Source organism: Pseudomonas oplopanacis (assembly GCF_057128725.1).
Genome location: NZ_JBSKHV010000026.1, coordinates 18,861 through 35,112, shown reverse-complemented (window position 1 = coordinate 35,112; position 16,252 = coordinate 18,861). Strand labels below are relative to the sequence as shown.

At 61.1% G+C, this 16,252-nt stretch carries 12 protein-coding genes and 1 pseudogene; 3 read left to right on the top strand and 10 right to left on the bottom strand.

Features of this window, described 5'->3' with window-relative positions:
• Positions 1-198: 198 nt before the first annotated feature.
• Positions 199-1,638, top strand: a complete 1,440-nt coding sequence (locus ACWKV5_RS28865; protein ID WP_483844033.1) for an ArnT family glycosyltransferase — start codon at positions 199-201, stop codon at positions 1,636-1,638.
• On the opposite strand, the gene ACWKV5_RS28860 is transcribed toward ACWKV5_RS28865, so the two are convergent.
• Both ACWKV5_RS28860 and pmrG read right to left on the bottom strand, forming a co-directional pair.
• Positions 1,589-2,452, bottom strand: coding sequence for a phosphatase PAP2 family protein (locus tag ACWKV5_RS28860; RefSeq protein ID WP_483844032.1), 864 nt, complete (start codon positions 2,450-2,452; stop codon positions 1,589-1,591). The two genes, ACWKV5_RS28865 and ACWKV5_RS28860, sit on opposite strands and share 50 nt — an antisense overlap.
• Positions 2,453-2,477: 25 nt before the next feature.
• Positions 2,478-3,149, bottom strand: a complete 672-nt coding sequence (gene pmrG / locus ACWKV5_RS28855) for a lipopolysaccharide core heptose(II)-phosphate phosphatase PmrG (RefSeq protein WP_483844031.1) — start codon at positions 3,147-3,149, stop codon at positions 2,478-2,480.
• Positions 3,150-3,408: 259 nt separating this feature from the next.
• Between pmrG and ACWKV5_RS28850 the strand changes: the two are divergent.
• Positions 3,409-4,470 (top strand): annotated as a pseudogene (locus ACWKV5_RS28850) (methyl-accepting chemotaxis protein); the annotation flags it as partial.
• A complete protein-coding gene (locus ACWKV5_RS28845; protein WP_371258951.1) occupies positions 4,465-5,328 on the top strand; it encodes a methyl-accepting chemotaxis protein in 864 nt (287 codons plus the stop codon). The pseudogene ACWKV5_RS28850 and the gene ACWKV5_RS28845, both read left to right, overlap by 6 nt.
• A 146-nt stretch (positions 5,329-5,474) precedes the next feature.
• On the opposite strand, the gene ACWKV5_RS28840 is transcribed toward ACWKV5_RS28845, so the two are convergent.
• From ACWKV5_RS28840 to ACWKV5_RS28805, 8 genes are all read right to left on the bottom strand, one after another.
• On the bottom strand, positions 5,475-5,894 hold the full coding sequence (locus tag ACWKV5_RS28840) for a PIN domain-containing protein (RefSeq protein WP_483844030.1): 420 nt from the start codon (positions 5,892-5,894) through the stop codon (positions 5,475-5,477).
• Complete coding sequence (locus ACWKV5_RS28835) at positions 5,891-6,136, bottom strand: FitA-like ribbon-helix-helix domain-containing protein (RefSeq protein WP_483844029.1); 246 nt, start codon at positions 6,134-6,136, stop codon at positions 5,891-5,893. Before ACWKV5_RS28835 ends, ACWKV5_RS28840 begins: the two co-directional genes overlap by 4 nt.
• A 94-nt stretch (positions 6,137-6,230) precedes the next feature.
• A complete protein-coding gene (locus ACWKV5_RS28830) occupies positions 6,231-7,604 on the bottom strand; it encodes a DUF1329 domain-containing protein (RefSeq protein ID WP_483844028.1) in 1,374 nt (457 codons plus the stop codon).
• A 157-nt stretch (positions 7,605-7,761) separates the two neighbouring features.
• Entirely contained in the window at positions 7,762-9,717 is a 1,956-nt protein-coding gene (locus ACWKV5_RS28825) for a DUF1302 domain-containing protein (protein ID WP_483844027.1), read from the bottom strand.
• A gap of 60 nt (positions 9,718-9,777) precedes the next feature.
• Positions 9,778-11,067, bottom strand: a complete 1,290-nt coding sequence (locus ACWKV5_RS28820; RefSeq protein WP_483844026.1) for a phospholipase — start codon at positions 11,065-11,067, stop codon at positions 9,778-9,780.
• Between the two features lie 240 nt (positions 11,068-11,307).
• The gene (locus ACWKV5_RS28815) at positions 11,308-12,876 is read right to left on the bottom strand and encodes an FGGY-family carbohydrate kinase (RefSeq protein ID WP_483844025.1); all 1,569 of its coding nucleotides are present in this window, start codon (positions 12,874-12,876) and stop codon (positions 11,308-11,310) included.
• Between the two features lie 20 nt (positions 12,877-12,896).
• Positions 12,897-14,492 (bottom strand): glycerol-3-phosphate dehydrogenase/oxidase, encoded by a 1,596-nt coding sequence (locus ACWKV5_RS28810; RefSeq protein ID WP_483844024.1) that lies wholly within the window; start codon positions 14,490-14,492, stop codon positions 12,897-12,899.
• A 5-nt stretch (positions 14,493-14,497) separates the two neighbouring features.
• The gene (locus ACWKV5_RS28805) at positions 14,498-16,093 is read right to left on the bottom strand and encodes an FAD-binding oxidoreductase (protein ID WP_483844023.1); all 1,596 of its coding nucleotides are present in this window, start codon (positions 16,091-16,093) and stop codon (positions 14,498-14,500) included.
• Positions 16,094-16,252 lie beyond the last annotated feature (159 nt).

Here is a 16,252-nt window from a genome sequence, read left to right as displayed (position 1 = left end):
CCGGGATAGCGAATTCTTTTTCATGAAGATCAAGAGCGTCTTTCCCGGTAATCCGTGAAGAACCTTTTTTTTGCCTGAAATAAGGGTCGCCATTGGGTTGGGTTTTCTATTACTCGATTACTACGCGCCGTTCACATTTCGTTCAGCTCTCATTTCCTATGATCGGCCTCTCAGCTCTCTGTCCGGTCTTCGACGTCCATGTCCCGCCCCGCCGCTTCACTGTTTCTGCTTGCCGCTTTGCTGTTTTTCTTCGCGCTGGGCAATTACCAACTGCAAGGTTCCACTGAGGCTCGGGTGGCCGGAATCGCCATGGAAATGCACCTGGATAACGACTGGGTGACCCCCCGTTTGTTTGGCGAACCGTTTCTTGAGAAACCGCCATTAAGTTTGTGGCTCGATGCCACGGCGATCCGCGTGTTCGGCGGCACACCGTGGGCCGTGCGACTGGCGTCGGCCTTTGCCGGGTTGTTCAGCGTGATGATTCTTTACGCGATGCTTCGCCGGTTCGGCCGCCCCAAGGAAATAGCGTGGACGGCGGGCATCCTGCTCGCCACCATGGCCAGTTACTGGAGCAACGTGCGTGGCGTCGGCGAAGACGCCTTGCTGGCGTTGGGCGTGAGCATGGCGTTGCTCGCGTTCTTTGAAGGGCAGCGGCAGTTGACGCTCGGCAATGCGCTGCTGTTTGCTTCAGGGATTGCTATCGCGACCTTGAGCAAAGGCGTGCTGGGCCTGGCCATGCCGGGGGTGGTGATCTTCGCGTACCTGTTGGCCGACACGCTGATCGACAAACGCCTGAACTTCGCTGTCTGGCTGCGCCCCGCACTGTTGACGTTGCTGGGGTTGGTGCCGCTGCTGATCTGGCTCGTCATGCTCTATCAGTGCGGTGGAGCGCAGGCCGTGACGGATGTGCTGCTGACCAACAGTGTCGGACGCTTCAGCGGCTCGTTCGTCGAGGCCGGGCATTACGAACCGTTCTACTACTACCTGGCCAAGCTGCCACAAGCGTTTTTGCCGTGGAATATTCTGGTGTACCTGGGGCTGTGGCATTTCCGCAAAAACCTGGTGGCCAATCGTTACTTGCTGTTTTTCACGCTGTGGCTGCTGGCACAGTTCGCCATGCTGACGCTGGCCTCGAGCAAACGCACCGTGTACCTGATGTCGATGACACCGGCGGCTGCGGTGATTGCGGCGGAATACGCGAGCGTGCTGTACGCAAAACTGAAGGCGCGTGAAACCGCTGCAACGCTGTTGGGTCGCATCGCTCGGTATCGACGGGGTGGGGTGATCGGCGTGTTGGCCGTGGTGATTGGCGGCTACCTTGGCGCCGCACAATGGGCGATGCCGCTGGCGGATCGTACCTTGTCCTTTGTGCCGCTGACCGCGCAGATTCAGACGATGCAGGCAAATGGACAACACGTCGCCCTGTTCCAGGCCAATGAGCGGGTCGGCGGCGCCAGTGTGTTCTACAGCCAGCGCCTGCTCAAAGGCCTGGACACTGACGCGCAACTGCATGAGTTTCTCGCGGCATCAGCGTCCAACGTCGCGGTCATGTCCGGTGATACCGAACCGGCCGCGCCGTTGAAAGTGCTCAAGACAATGACGGTGGGGCGACAGGTTTACTACTTTGTGAGCCTGTAACTACATCCACACTGGAGCGCTCGGCCTTTTGCAGCACCGGCACGTCCAGCCTGGCCCGACCGTAAAACGCCAGGGCTGTCAGCAGGCACGCCAGCCAGACAAAGATCCCGGCCCAGAAGGTGTGGGACATGTAGTGCCAGCCTTGCAGAACCCGCGTGGTGCCGTAGACGAAACCCAGCACCAGCGAGAACCACAACACCGCTTTGGAAAAGCGCCACTGGTAACGGCGGGCAACGAAGTACAGCGCAAGCATGGTGAAACCGCCCGACGCATGCCCACCCGGCCAGCAGCGACCGTCACCGGCTTCGCGGAACAGCTGGAAGTTGTTGTACCACTCCATGTGGGCAATCTTGCCGCCGTAGAGGGTCGTTTCAATCGGGCAGTACACGCTGGTGTGCGCCTTGAGGAAATGGATCACGCCGGTGCACACGGCAAACGCCACCACCACAAAGATAAAGTCACGGCGATGGTCGGCGGTAAACCGCAGCACCGGGGCGGCTTTGATCCGCTCCAGGAAGTGACCGATACGCGGACGTTTTTGCGGGTTGACCAATGGCCAGACAAACGACAGCAACATGCCGATCAAGGCGATTTCAGCGGTCCAGTTGGGAATGATCCGCGCCCACTTGTGCGTGAGTTTCTCGAAGAAGTGAACCTTGTCGAGCGGGAAGGTCTGGGTGACCGGGTCAAAAAGAAGGTTGCTGAACCAGATGTCGATTTTGGTCATGTCGAACATCAGGAAAACCACGGCCGCGCAGGCTAGCGCAATACCGAAGTTCACCCAGTAAAAGCGGTGGCGGGAAAAATTCAGCATTGTGTGTCCTGATCCAGAGAAAAATTCATTCGGTGGTTACCGTGTGCCAGTCGGAGGCTTCAATGAAACCCAGCATGTGTGTCGATTGCGGTGTTGGAGCGGAGATAAACAATGAAGCGCCGTAACCCGGGGTCGAGGTCGGCAACTTGAGGTCTTTTTCAAGTTGCGCCATGCACTCGCTGTGGGTCACCAACACCAGATTTCGACCCGCCACTTTGTGCGCCAGGGCATCACGCAACATAGTGCCCTTGCAACTGATTAGCCAGTCTTCACCGACGCCTGCCTTGCTGAACATGAAACTGGCGGTCTGCGCCGTGCGGACCATCGGACTGCTGTAAACGTCCGCCTTGCTCATCCCGAGGCGCTGGAACTGCTCGCCGACACTGACCGCCACGCTGCGGGAACGCTCGGTGATGCCATCATCGCCCGCCAGACAAGCAGCCGGGGAGTGATCGCAGCGTTCAACATGGCGCACCAACACGATCATGTCACCCTTGGTCCAACCGTCCGTCAGTGCCTTGGCACCCGCGACATTGCCATGGGCCAGGTCCGGCACCGCGGCGGGTTGCAACAGCCAGACCGTCAACGGGATCACCAGCAGCGCCGACGCCAGCACCACCGCCGCATTGCGGTAGCGGGCTAAGCGCCTCAAGTCGATCGAGCGTTTTATCCCGAGTAGATTCAGTCTCAATTCCACATCAAGCCGCCTCGCCGGCACGTACTGCGCTCATCAAATCCGCTGAGCCTAAAGAGGCAAGCGTCGGCAGCGAGTGAAACTCATGTGAAAAAAAGCTTAAAAGGCACGCAAAGCCTTGTTACAGGTTGCGCCCTACAAAATCCTTTCAGCTCTCGCGAATGCGGCCGATACACACCTGCGACCTACCTTGCTGGCTCCCAAAAACAACAATCTTCCAGCCAACCGACGATCAAGAAACACAACGTTCCTGGAGGAATTGATGAATAGCTGGTTCGGCAATATCAGCGTGAACATGAAACTGGGCCTGGGATTCGGCCTGGGCCTGGCATTGACCTGCGTCCTGGCCCTGACCGGCTGGACCAGCCTGGGCAGCCTGATTGACCGCAGCAACTGGATGAGCGACATCACCCAGCTCAACGCCGGCCTGACCAAGCTGCGTGTGGTGCGCCTGCAATACATGCTGACCAACGGCGACGAAACCGCCGCGCAGAACGTACAGACCACCCTCGACGCCTTCTCGGCTCAGCAACAAGCGTTGCTGTCGAAATTCAAGAGCCCGGAAAACCTCAAGCTGCTCAAAGAGCAAGGCACCGTCATTGCGGCGTACCAGACCTCGCTGAACAAAATGCGCAGCGCCTACCGCACCGGCAACAGTGCCCGCGACACCATGGGCGCCAATGCTGAAACCGCCAGCTCGCTGATCGACTCCATCAGCACCCGCGTGCAGCAAATGCCGCTGAGCGATCAGCGCTTCGAGCAGTTCCAGGCCATCACTGCCGCCAAGGAAGCGTTCATCCTGGCCCGCTACGAAGTGCGCGGCTACACCGCCACCACCAACGCCGAGACCGAGCAAAAAGCCGTCGGCCAACTGGACGCAGCGATTGCCAGCCTCAAACCACTGAACGCGCAGTTCGCCGAGACTCAGCAAGACGCCTTGCGTCAGCTGGAAACCGCGCTGGTCAACTACCGCAACGCCTTGCATTCCTATAAAGCGGCCAACACCGATGCGGTGCAGGCGCGCAAGGAAATGACCGACCAAGGCGCCGCCATCGTGACCCTGAGCGATCAGCTGTATCAGATCCAGCTCGACCGCCGCGACGCCGAAAGCGCCCAGGCCCGTACCTTGCAATTGATCAGCACCTTGCTCGCGTTGCTGGTCGGCGTAATTGCCGCCGTGATCATCACCCGTCAAATCACCGGCCCGATTCGCGACACCCTGGCCGTGGTTGAACGTATCGCCAGCGGTGACCTGTCCCAGGACGTCAACGTCACTCGCCGTGACGAACTCGGTGTATTGCAGCAAGGCATCGCGCGCATGGGCGTGACCCTGCGCGACCTGATCAGCGGCATCCGCGACGGCGTCACGCAAATCGCCAGCGCCGCCGAAGAACTGTCGGCCGTGACCGAACAAACCAGCGCCGGGGTGAACAGCCAGAAGATCGAGACCGATCAGGTCGCCACCGCCATGCACGAGATGACTGCCACCGTGCAGGAAGTCGCACGTAATGCCGAAGAAGCGTCGCAAGCCGCCGCCGCGGCAGACGGCGAAGCCCGCGAAGGCGACAAAGTGGTCAACGAAGCCATCGCCCAGATCGAGCGTCTGGCCAGTGAAGTGGTGCGTTCCACCGAAGCCATGAGCGTGTTGCAACAGGAAAGCGACAAGATCGGCAGCGTGATGGACGTGATCAAGGCCGTCGCCGAACAAACTAACTTGCTGGCACTCAACGCCGCGATTGAAGCCGCGCGCGCCGGTGAAGCCGGTCGTGGTTTTGCGGTAGTGGCCGATGAAGTGCGGGGCCTGGCCCAGCGTACGCAGAAATCCACCGAAGAAATCGAAGGCCTGGTGGCTGCTCTGCAAAATGGCACGCAACAAGTGTCAGCGGTCATGAACAACAGCCGCGCCCTGACCGACAGCAGCGTCGCGCTGACCCGCAAGGCCGGTGTGTCGCTGGAAAACATCACCCGCACGGTGTCCAACATCCAGTCGATGAACCAGCAGATTGCCGCCGCTGCCGAACAGCAAAGCGCCGTGGCCGAAGAGATCAGCCGCAGCATCATCAATGTGCGCGATGTATCGGAACAAACCGCCGCTGCCAGCGATGAAACCGCTGCGTCGAGCGTTGAGCTGGCACGGTTGGGTGGTCAATTGCAGCAGATGGTCAGCCACTTCCGAGTCTGACATTCGCCTTGCGGTGAATGAAAAATCGATTCGCGAGCAGGCTCGCTCCCACAGGTACGGGGTCGAACACAGAATTTGTGAACGACCCAAGTCCCCTGTGGGAGCGAGCCTGCTCGCGAATGCGGTCTACCTGCCGGCGAAGATGTTCATGCCTCCCACGGATTGATTACCTCAACCCCTGAAAACTCGAAGTCCCGTACATTGCGGGTGGCTATCGAAGCCCCGTGACTTCGGCAAATGGCGGCAATTTGCGCATCTGCCATGGAAACCGCTCTCCCCTTTGCTTCAGCACCTGCGACCAGCGTCGCGTACTCGACAGCGGCATGGGCATCAAACGGCAAAATACGCCCGGCAAAGTCCTCTTCGAACATGGCCATCGCATGAGATTCCAGTTTCTGCTTACGTTTGCCAAACGGAAGTCGCGCGATGCTGTGAAGAATTTCCGCCACAGTTATTGCACTGATCGCCAGATCCATCGCGGGCAGCGCATCGACCCAATCCAATACGGCTGGCTCCGGCTCGATACGCATAAATTCAGAAAGCACATTGGTATCGAGCACTATCATTCAGAGAAATCCACCGCAGTCGCTTTTTCCTGACGTGCAGGCAGATCGAGCTCAACCCCATCGCTTGCACTGAATCTGCTGCGAATCCGGCTACCAAGCCCTCCCGCCCGATCAACAGTCTCCAAGGCCCGTCCTAGAATCTGGCGAGCCTCTTCTTCCATCGAATGTCCGTTATGAGCCGCGGTGATACGCAACTGCTCCTTGAGTTTCTCATCGAGGTTTCGAATTGTGATGCTGGCCATATCGCCCCCTGCAATCAATGAAATCATTGATTGCAGGCTAGCACATCCTACCTAGCCAAAACCCGGCAATCTTCCGAACGGCCAATGGCACCCCTCACCGAGTCCCGCGTTGGCGCAAGGCCGACGGCATGAAATACGCGTCTTCCGGCACCGGTTGGGCGAAGTCCACGGTGGCCGGTTCTTCGTTGTCCAGGTTCTGCACGTAGTAACGACGCGCCTGCAAGTCATGGAAAACGTCCAGCGCACTCCAGGTGGTGGGCAGGTCGTAGAAGTTTTTCAGGTAGGCCATCGACACCCGCCACAACTCCCCTCGCCCGTCATATTGATCCACCAGTGCGGCGCCCCAGCTGTCCTCGTCGAGAAACAGCACACGCTTGGAATAGATATGCCGCGAGCCCGGCTTGAGCGTGCCTTCGACCACCCAGACTCGATGCAGCTCATAACGGGTGAATTGCGGGTTGAGATGACCCGGTGTGAGCAACTGCGCGTACTTCACGTCAGGGCTGCCGACTTTGTAGTTGTTGTACGGAATGTAGACCTCTTGCTTGCCCTTGAGCTTCCAGTCGTAGCGGTCCGGCGAGCCGTTGAACAGGTCGGTATCGTCCGCCGTGCGCAGGCCATCGGATGAGGCGATTGGCGTGTCATACGCCAGGTTCGGCGCGCGGCGCACACGGCGTTGGCCGGCGTCGTAGACCCAGGCCTGACGCGGGTCCTTGAGCTGGTCCAGGGTCTCGTGAATCAACGCCGCACCGCCGGCCAGCCGGGCCGGGCTCTTCACGAACGCCAAGTAGTAAAACAGGATGTTTTTCAGGTCGGCAAACTGCCCGCCCGGACGGTAATAGTTGAAGAGACCTTCCTGCTGCGAGGTCACGAGCGCGAAGCTGCCGTTGCGCTGTACCGGCGCTTCGGAGGCGCGACGCACCACATAGATGCCGCGATAACGGGTGATGTGGTTCCACAGCACTTCGATCCCGTCCTTGGGCACCGGGAACGGCACACCGCCATAGGCATCGGAAAACCCGCTGCCGCCTTCGAGCAGCTTGGCCGAGGTCGCATTCTTGAAGGTGTTGTCATACAGCCACTGCGGTGCCGAGCCCGACCGGCGAGAGGGATAGACCGGCATCTGGAAGGTGTCGGGGTAGCTGTTGAACAGGGCGACCTGACCCGGGCTGAGGTGGGCCTTGTACTGATCAAGGTTGGCCTTGGTGATGGTGAACAGCGGCTTGTCCGACGCGTACGGGTCCGGGTGGTGTTGACCGGGTTTGTAGCCGGCCGGCGCCTGGGTGATGCCGCCGGCCCACGCCGGAATCGTCCCGGCGGCGTTGCCGGCACGCTCGGCGCCCAGCGGTGTCAGGGTGGTTTTCAATTGCTCGGCTTGCTGGGGCGAGATGGCGGCCAGCGTACTGCCGGCGGCCAGGGTCAGGACCAGCGCCAGCGTGGTTTTGGTCAGTCGTGAGGTGTGAAACATGATCGTTCTCCGAAAAATCCAGCAGGTCCGCAAAACACAGCAGATCCCTGTAGGAGTGGGCCTGCTCGCGAAAGCGGTGTGTCAGGCGACATCTTTATTGGCTGTGCGGCCGTCTTCGCGAGCAGGCTCGCTCCCACAGGGGGTTTGCGTGTAGCAATCAAAGGAAGTACTTGAGGTTGAAGCCGACGTTGTCGCGGTCGCGAAGGCCGTTGTCCTGCCCGCCGCCGTAGAACTCGGTGTATTGCAGCTCGGCCTCCAGCTTGTTCTGGTAGTTGGCCTTGATCCCCAGGGTGTAGGCCTTGCGGCCTTCGATGGTGTTGCCCGCCTGATAGCTGTTGCCCTTGAAGTCGTCCTTGTAGACGACGTAAGGCGAAACGTTGACCCCGGCATACACGTCGTTCCAGGTGCCATTGACCATCGCGGTGTAGCTGTAGGAATCGCGGTTGACCTGGTCGGCGCGATCGCCGCCGGACACATAGGAAAAGTTACCGGTGCCCGCGTAGTAACGCGTACTGCCGTCATAAGCGGTGTAGTGCAGACTGCTGCCGCGCAGGTGCTCGGACGCCAGTTCGAACACGCCGAACATCGAGTCGAACGACAGGCTCGGGCCAAAGTTGTAAATGGTGCCCAGGGACGTGTTGAACGCTTCCACTCGCTCGGCGTTATTGATCTGGCTGGCGAGCGTGACCTGCTGCCCGCCAATGTTGATGGTCTGGCCGCCCGCCGCTGCGGCAGCGCCGTTGGCCAGGTCGCCGATCAGGTCGTTGGTGGCCGCAACGCCGATGGGCAGGTTCGGCCGATACGCCACTTCACCGAACACCGATGCCTGGCCCAGGGTGGTGTTGAAACTGAAGCCGTACATGCGGATGTCTTCGGCGTAACGGCGATGCGCCTGAATATTGCCCAGCACATCAATAGTCGTCAGGCCGTTGGCCAGTTGCCCCGCCTGACTGCCCGCCACCCCGGACAACAGGTTGGTCAGCGCATTGATGTCGACCCCTTTGTACCCGCCCAGATCGGCGGAAATGGTCGGCTCCTTGGCGTGGTAATTGACCATGTACACGCCGAACTCGGTGCTGTTGAGTTGTTCGGCGATGTAGCGAAAGGCAAATCCGAACTGGCCGTCGTTGCGCGCGTTGTAATCCTTGCCGACCGAAGCGACCTTGACGGTATTGCCGAAAGTCGGGGTAACCCCGTTGGCGTAAAGACCGGTAGTGCTCAGGGCCTGGTTGAGCAACGGGTTGTTGCCCAGCGCGCTGTACAGGCCGATCACGTTGCCGAAACCGGGCACCGGAGTGTCCAGCGCAGTATCGGTAAAATTGTTGTAGCCGGTGTTGCCGCCGTCGGCGAACAGGTCCGTTTGCGAGTAGAACGTACCGACTGGGTCGATGCGGGTTTCCTTCCAGTTGGTCTGGTAAAAGCTTTCCATGGTCAGGGTGTCGGTCAGGCCGATGTTGAAGCTGAGCGCCTCCACCGGCACCAGCACTTCCTTGACTTCGGCGCCAGGCAAACGGTACTTGGCCGCGTCCACCGGGTTGGTGGTGTTGATCCCGCCCCGGTAGAAAATCCCCTCGCCCCAGTTGAACACCTGACGCCCGATACGGGCCGTGACCGGCATCTGCGCGACGTCCCAGTTGCCATAGAGATAAGCGTCGAGCATCTCCACCCGACTGCCGGCGATGTCGCGGGTCTGGCCGGTGAAGTGGTCGTCCTGCGGGTAACTCTGGCTCGGTTGCGAGGGGTTGTTGTTGCTGTAGTAATCGTTGCGCTTGTCCATCAGTTGGGTGTCATAGAACGCGGTGCCGCGCATGAACATCCCGTAGTTCTGATAGTTGGCCTCAAGCTCCGAAGTGATCTTGTACACCTCGGAAACCAGCCCGGTGTCGAAGTTGCGATTGCCGTCGTTGGTGTTGACGTCGTCGTTGTTCTTGTCCCGGCCCTGGACCCGCCACAAGCGGCCATAGGACAACGTGCTGTCGAACGAGCCAGTGACCTGATTGTCCAGCACACTGAATTCCTCGGCCTGCACGCCGTCGACCGCGCACAGTTGCAGCAGCCCTGCCAGCCCGACGCCGGGGAGCGCCGCGCCGGACAGGCGAAATCGGGTTCTCATGATCTGTTCCTCTTCCCTGGTTTTATTGTTTTTATGGTTTCTAAGTCGGTGTCGCGATGGCTATGGCGCAAGCCCCGCATCGACATAAATCCGGCTGTGCGCGCCGAAATGCCCCAGCAGTTTAAACAGCTGTTGGTTCAGTGCCGGATGGTCGAAGTCTTCGCGCTGCACCTGGTTACCGGCGCTGAAATCGCTGGTGATCGGGGCCGTGTCCAGCCACTGTCCGATGGCTTCATCAAACGCTGCGGATTCATCGGCGGACTCGGCGCTCACCACTTCGCGCAGGTAGTCGACCGAGTACGGTGGGTAACTGGCGTCCTGAGCAGCGTCGGCATAAGCGTCGAGCATCGGATGTGCCCGGCCGGCACGCAGCAGGCGACGCAGCCAGGTCGACTGATACTTCTCCACTTCCATGTGCCGGGTGGCGACCCGTTCAATGGCGGCATGCTTGTCGGCATCGAAGCCGGCCAACGCCTTGCTTTCCAGTAGCAGCAGGCTCGCCAGCTCGACGCCGGGCAATGGCTTGGCGTGATAAGGCTGGGTCAGGTCCTGAACGTGGTGCAGCCCCCAACCGAGAAAACGATAGCCCCAGTAAGGATGGCCGCTGGCAAACGCCAGTCGCGCCAACCCCATGTATTGGTAGGCGCGCCAGTCCGGCCAGCTGCGCTGAAGAAATCCGGCCGCGGCATACACCACCGCACTTTCATGGAAGAAGCCCATATGGAACGGCGCCTGGGAACTGTACTGAAACCGGGGATCGCCAAAGGGCTGCAGGCCGAAGCCGTACAAGGCGCCCACCTCGCCTGGGTTGTCGCTGAACAGGTTGATGTCATGGCCGTAATCAGGCTCGTCAGCGGCGCTGGCCAACACGGCCAGGGGCGCGACTTTTTCACCGTCAGCCACGCGGATGAAACGCTGGCGATTCCACGGCGAGAGGGTCTGCTCAACCATGACCTGCTCGGCCCTCAGGTGTTCACGCTCGGGCAGATCCTTGCCCGGCATCGGCTGGATAACCATGGCCAGATGAATCTGCGGATTGATCCGCAGCGCGGTGAGGAAGTCGTGGCGCAAATTGTCCCCAGGCACGGCGGGCAATTTCAGGTTGTCGGGGCGCGGCGGATATTGGGCGAAGTGCTCGCGAGCGAAGCGTTCCTGTTCGTCCAGCAGCGCGGATACGGCGGGGTATTGTTGCGCGAGAAACTGCTCCAGCGGCTCGACCTCGACCTGCGGCGCATCGCGCAAGGCCGGCAGATCCTGCAACGCCAGGTAGCTGCCGACCGTATGGTTGGACCAGCCCCATGCCATCGGTGCCGTTCCACAAAGCAGCAACAGGAGGAATGTCAGCTTCATTGCTTTTGGTTCTTATTGGATGAGCAGTGGGGTTGAGCCTAACAACCGCCCCTGCCCCTGACACTGTCCAATCTCACCAGAAAAGTTCTCCGATAGCGCCACGTGATGTTGAAGGAAACACCGTCAACCATTGTGGGAGCGAGCCTGCTCGCGAAAGCGGTATGTCAGTGAAATCATCGGTGACTGACACTCCGCTTTCGCGAGCAGGCTCGCTCCCACAGGGGACTTTTTGGTGTTGTTTCAGGCGGGGTAACCAGTGATGTTGCGGATGCTTTGGTACAACGGCTTGAGCTGGCGGTACATGCGCAGGTAAACCTCTTTGTACAGTCGCTCATAGATCTGCTGCGCCTCGGGTTGCGGCATGAACACCTCGCCCACCCGAGTCATGGCCGCGATCGCCGTGGGAAAATCCGCGTGCAAACCCAGCCCCACCGCGCAGCAAATCGCCGCGCCCAGGCCGGACGCTTCGTACACATGCGGACGCTCGGCCGGCAGCCCGAAAATGTTCGCCGTGAGCTGCATCGCCGCATCACTCTGGGAGCCGCCACCGGCAACGCGCAAACGCTTGACGGAGATTTTCGAACGTTTCTCGATCTTCTCCATGCCCTGGCGCAAGGCATACGCCAAACCCTCGAGGATCGCCCGATAAATGTGCGCGCGGGTATGCACGTCGCCGAAGCCGATCATCGCGCCCTTGGCTTCCACACCCGGTTCGCGGATACCCGGTGACCAGTAGGGTTGCAGCATCAGCCCCATGGACCCCGGCGGCACGGCGTCGACCAGTGCATCGAAGAGTTGCTCAGGTTCGATGCCCTGCGCTTTGGCCTGCTGCATTTCCCGCAGGCCGAACTCGTTCTTGAACCAGCTGACCATCCAGTAACCGCGATAAATCATTACCTCGCAGTTGTATTGATCCGGCAGCGCCGACGGGTAAGGCGGGATCAGCGGGACGATTTCCAGGTAGCGCGACCGGGTGCTGGTGATCGTCGCGGTGGTGCCGTAGGACAGGCACACCGTGTCCGCGTCGACGACACCGGAACCGACGACTTCGCAGGCCTTGTCGGCACCTGCAGCGATCAGCGGAATTCCTTCGGGAATGCCGGTGTGGCGACTGGCTTCAGCGGTGATAAAACCCAGGGTTTCACCGGGCTTGAGCAGGCTCGGCAATTGCTCGGGACGCACCGCCAGCGCCTGCCATTTCCAATCGCTGGGCGCGGCCCATTTCAGGCGTTTGAAATCGAATGGCAGGTAGCCGACGCAACAACCCACGGAATCGACAAAGCGCCCGCACAGGCGATGAGTCAGAAACCCCGAAAGCAGCAAAAACTTGTCGGTCGCCGCCCAGACGTCAGGCTGATGGCGGGCGATCCAGTTGGCCTCGGCCTGGGCGCGAAAGTAATCCACGGTGGCTTGCGCGCCGACCAGTTTGAACAGCCAGCCCCACGGCCCCTTGATCCCGCCTTCGACTTCGCTCTGGCGTTGATCGAGCCACAGAATCGCCGGGCGCAGCGGCTTGCCTTGGGCATCGACATTGATCACGGTGCCGCGCTGGGTGGTCAGGGAGACGCCGGCGATCTGTGAGCGATCGATACCGGTTTGCTGCCACACCTGCTGGCACGCCTCGCCCAGTTTCGCCCAGTAATATTCCGGGTCCTGCTCGGCCCAGCCGGGTTGAGTCGAGTAATAGGCCTGCAACTCGACCTTGCCTTTGCCCAGCAGATTGCCCTGCAGGTCGAAGAGCAGCGCGCGCACGCTCTGGGTGCCATTGTCGATGGCCAGCAGGTAACGCTTGTTCGGGTGGTTATCCATGGAGCTCTCTTCAATGGGCATCAAGGCGCGGCATCCGGCAAACCGTGATGGCGTTGCCACAACGCCCGGTAACGCTGTAATTCCTGCTGCCAACGCTCATCATCCCAGCCCAGTCGTGGCTGGCAGAGTTGGCGGATGGCGGCAAAGTATTCCTCGCCACCACGCGGCAGCAACAGGCCCAGACGGGTGCGACGCAACAGCAAGTCATCCAGGTGCAGGACCATCTCAGCCTCACAGGCAAAGGCCAGTTCCGCCCACAAGGTGTCCGTGGCGCCAACGCTGTCATGGCCCAGTTCTGCGATCAGTTGCGCCAGCCTCGGCAGGTCACGGCCATGTCGCCCGGCCAGGCGCCGCCACTGGTTGCCACTGAGCCCTGGAATCGTCAGCGGCGGCACGACGGCAAACACCGGCGCGGCGTCATCACTGAAGGGACGTTCGAGCATTGCCGCGCAGGCCTTGAGCACTTCGATGGCCTGCGGGCGAAAGGTGGTCAGTTTGCCGCCGGCCAGAGTCACGCAACCCGGCTCCAGCCACAGCACATGCTCACGGGTTTCATTCGACGGTTTGCCTTGATGTTCACCCGCCGCATGGCCCACCACCGGGCGCACTCCCGACCAGGTCGACAGCACGTCGTCAGCGACTACTTCGGCGTGGGGAAATTGTTGGGTGCAGGCTGCCAGCAAATAGTCGAGTTCATCAAAGCTGATGCTCGCGCTCTGGTCCAGATCACCGTGATGATCGAGGTCCGTGGTGCCTACCACCGTCGCGCCCTCCCAAGGAAAAACGAACACCGGTCGACGGTCGCTCTCATGCAGGAAAGTGAAGGCTTGCGCCACCGGCAGGCGCCAGCCCGGCAGCAACAAATGGCTGCCACGCAACGGGCGCAACTGACGCGGGGCATCGGGCAGGCGCAAACGCTCGGCCCAGGCACCGGTGGCCACGGCCAGCACACCACAACGCAATTGCAATGACGCGCCACCTTCGCAGTCTTCGACCTGGACCCCGCAAACGCGTCCCTCCTCACGCAGCAATTGCTCCACGCGCACGCCGTTGAGCACCACCGCGCCGTCGGCCCGGGCCTCGCCCAATACGCGCATCACCAGACGCGCATCGTCGGTCAGCGCATCGACAAAACAGGTGCCGCCCAGCAGGTCATGTTCCTTCACCCCCGGCGCCAGATAACGCAGTTGTTGCGCGTCATGGAAGCGATGGCTACGCCGTCCGGCCAGCGCGTCGTAGATGGATAACAAACCACCCAGCACTCGCGGTCCGGGAAAGCCGCCACGGTAATGCGGCATCATGAAACTCATCGGATCCACCAGCCCCGGCGCTTCGTCGAGCAGGCGCTGGCGTTCGCGGACGGAGTCGCGGGTCAGGCGCCACTGGCCCTTGGCGATGTACCGCAAGCCGCCATGGACCATTTTCGAGGATCGACTGGAGGTGCCCCAGGCGAAATCGCGCTGTTCCAGCAGCAGGCAACGCCAGCCACGGCGCGCGGCTTCGCGCAGGATACCGGCGCCACTGATGCCGCCGCCGATGACGATCAGGTCCCAGGTTTCCTCCGCCAGCGTCGGCAGCACTTGCTGGCGCCACGCGGCGTTCCAGTTCGGGCTCACGGCCGTCACTCCGGCAACAACGTGCCGGGGTTGAGGCGCCCGGCCGGATCAAAATGCCGGCTCAGCGCCTGCAGGGTGTCCATCGCCAGCACGCCCTTCTCGCGCAGCAGGTACGGCGCGTGGTCCTTGCCCACGCCGTGCTGATGACTGATGGTGCCGTGGTTATCGACGATGGTCTGGCTGGCCGCGTGCTTGAGTGCCTGCCAGCGAGCCAGCGTGGCGGGATAGTCCGCCGCCGGGCGAAACACATAAGTGGTGTAGATGCTCGAGCCTTCGCCGTAGACGTGGGACAGGTGAGTGAACACGTGCACTCGCTCGCCCTCAGCCGCCAAGGCATCACGCAGGCTGTTTTCGATCAGGGTCAGGAGGTTATCGACGTTGCTCCAGTCGGTGGCCGTTTCCAGGGTGTCGACCACATAACCGGCGTTCCACAAGTTCTCGCGCAGGTAGGGAAAACGGAAGCGGTTCTGCGCCCACTTCTTGCCGAGCAAGGTGCCGGTAAACACCCCGCCGAACGCCTTGAGGTGCTGCCGCGCCTGACTCAGGGACAGCGCATTTTGCCGGCGATTGCCAGTCACGCCGAACGTCAGCAGGCATTTGCCTTCAGCAGCACCGCGCAGCGACAGGTACTTTTCCAGCCAGGCGATCTGCTGCGGATGACCGGCCAACGCCAGCTGGGTTTCGGTTTCCACCGCGTTGGACAAGCGCAGCATCGACAGCGGCACCCGCGCCTGGGCCAACTGGCGGATGGCTTGCAGCGCCTGGGTCCAACTGGGCAGAAACACGCCGTAGAAACGTTCATCGGCAGGCAATGCGCTGACCCGAACCTTGACCTCGGAAATAATCCCGAAACGGCCCTCGCAGCCCAACACCACTTCGCGCAGGTCGGGCCCGGCGGCCGAGGCCGGGAACGTGGGGATTTCCAACGGCCCGGCAAAGGTTTCCAGAGTCCCGCCGGCAAACAGTTGCTCGATGCGCCCGTAGCGCAACGATTGCTGACCACTGGAGCGACTGGCGACCCAACCACCGAGGGTCGACAGCTCCCACGACTGCGGAAAATGCCCCAGCGTATAGCCCCGGGCGCGCAACTGACTTTCCACCTGCGGCCCACTGGCGCCGGGGCCGAAAGTGGCCAGCAGGCTTTGTTCGTCGAGGTCCAGCAGACGATTCATCCGGGCCAGGGAAACCGTGACCACGGGCCGCGCGGAATCCGGCGGATTGATGTGCCCGGCCACCGAAGTGCCGCCGCCATAAGGAATCAGGCACAAGTCCTGTTCATGAGCCAGCGCCAGCAATTGGCGGATCTGTTCTGCCGTCTCGGGAAAGGCCACGGCGTCGGGATAATTCCCCAGCGCGCCTTCGCGCAACGCCAGCCAGTCCGGCAGGCTCTGCCCCCGGGCATGCAGCAGACGATCCTGCGCAACCACGCTGTACAAGGCGTGTTCCTGCAACCGCGAGGCCGGCACGCGGGCCAATGCCGTCTCGAGCGAGGCATCGGGCAGCGCTCGACCGTCACCCAGCCGCTGGGCGAGAAAACTCGCGCCCTGGGCCGGCAGTTCGACCACCGTGGTTGCATCTCCCCAGCCGTTCCAGCGTCGCATGCGTGTGTCCTTTTGCGGTTCTTATTGGTGATATTTCAGGCCCCCATACTAGTCAGCTGCCCGAAAGTGTCACGGTCGCATCCGGCCAGTTCGAGTAGCCAATTGAGTCAAACGTCGCACAGATGCCAGCCATTTACTTTAGCGGTAGTTTCAAATTAC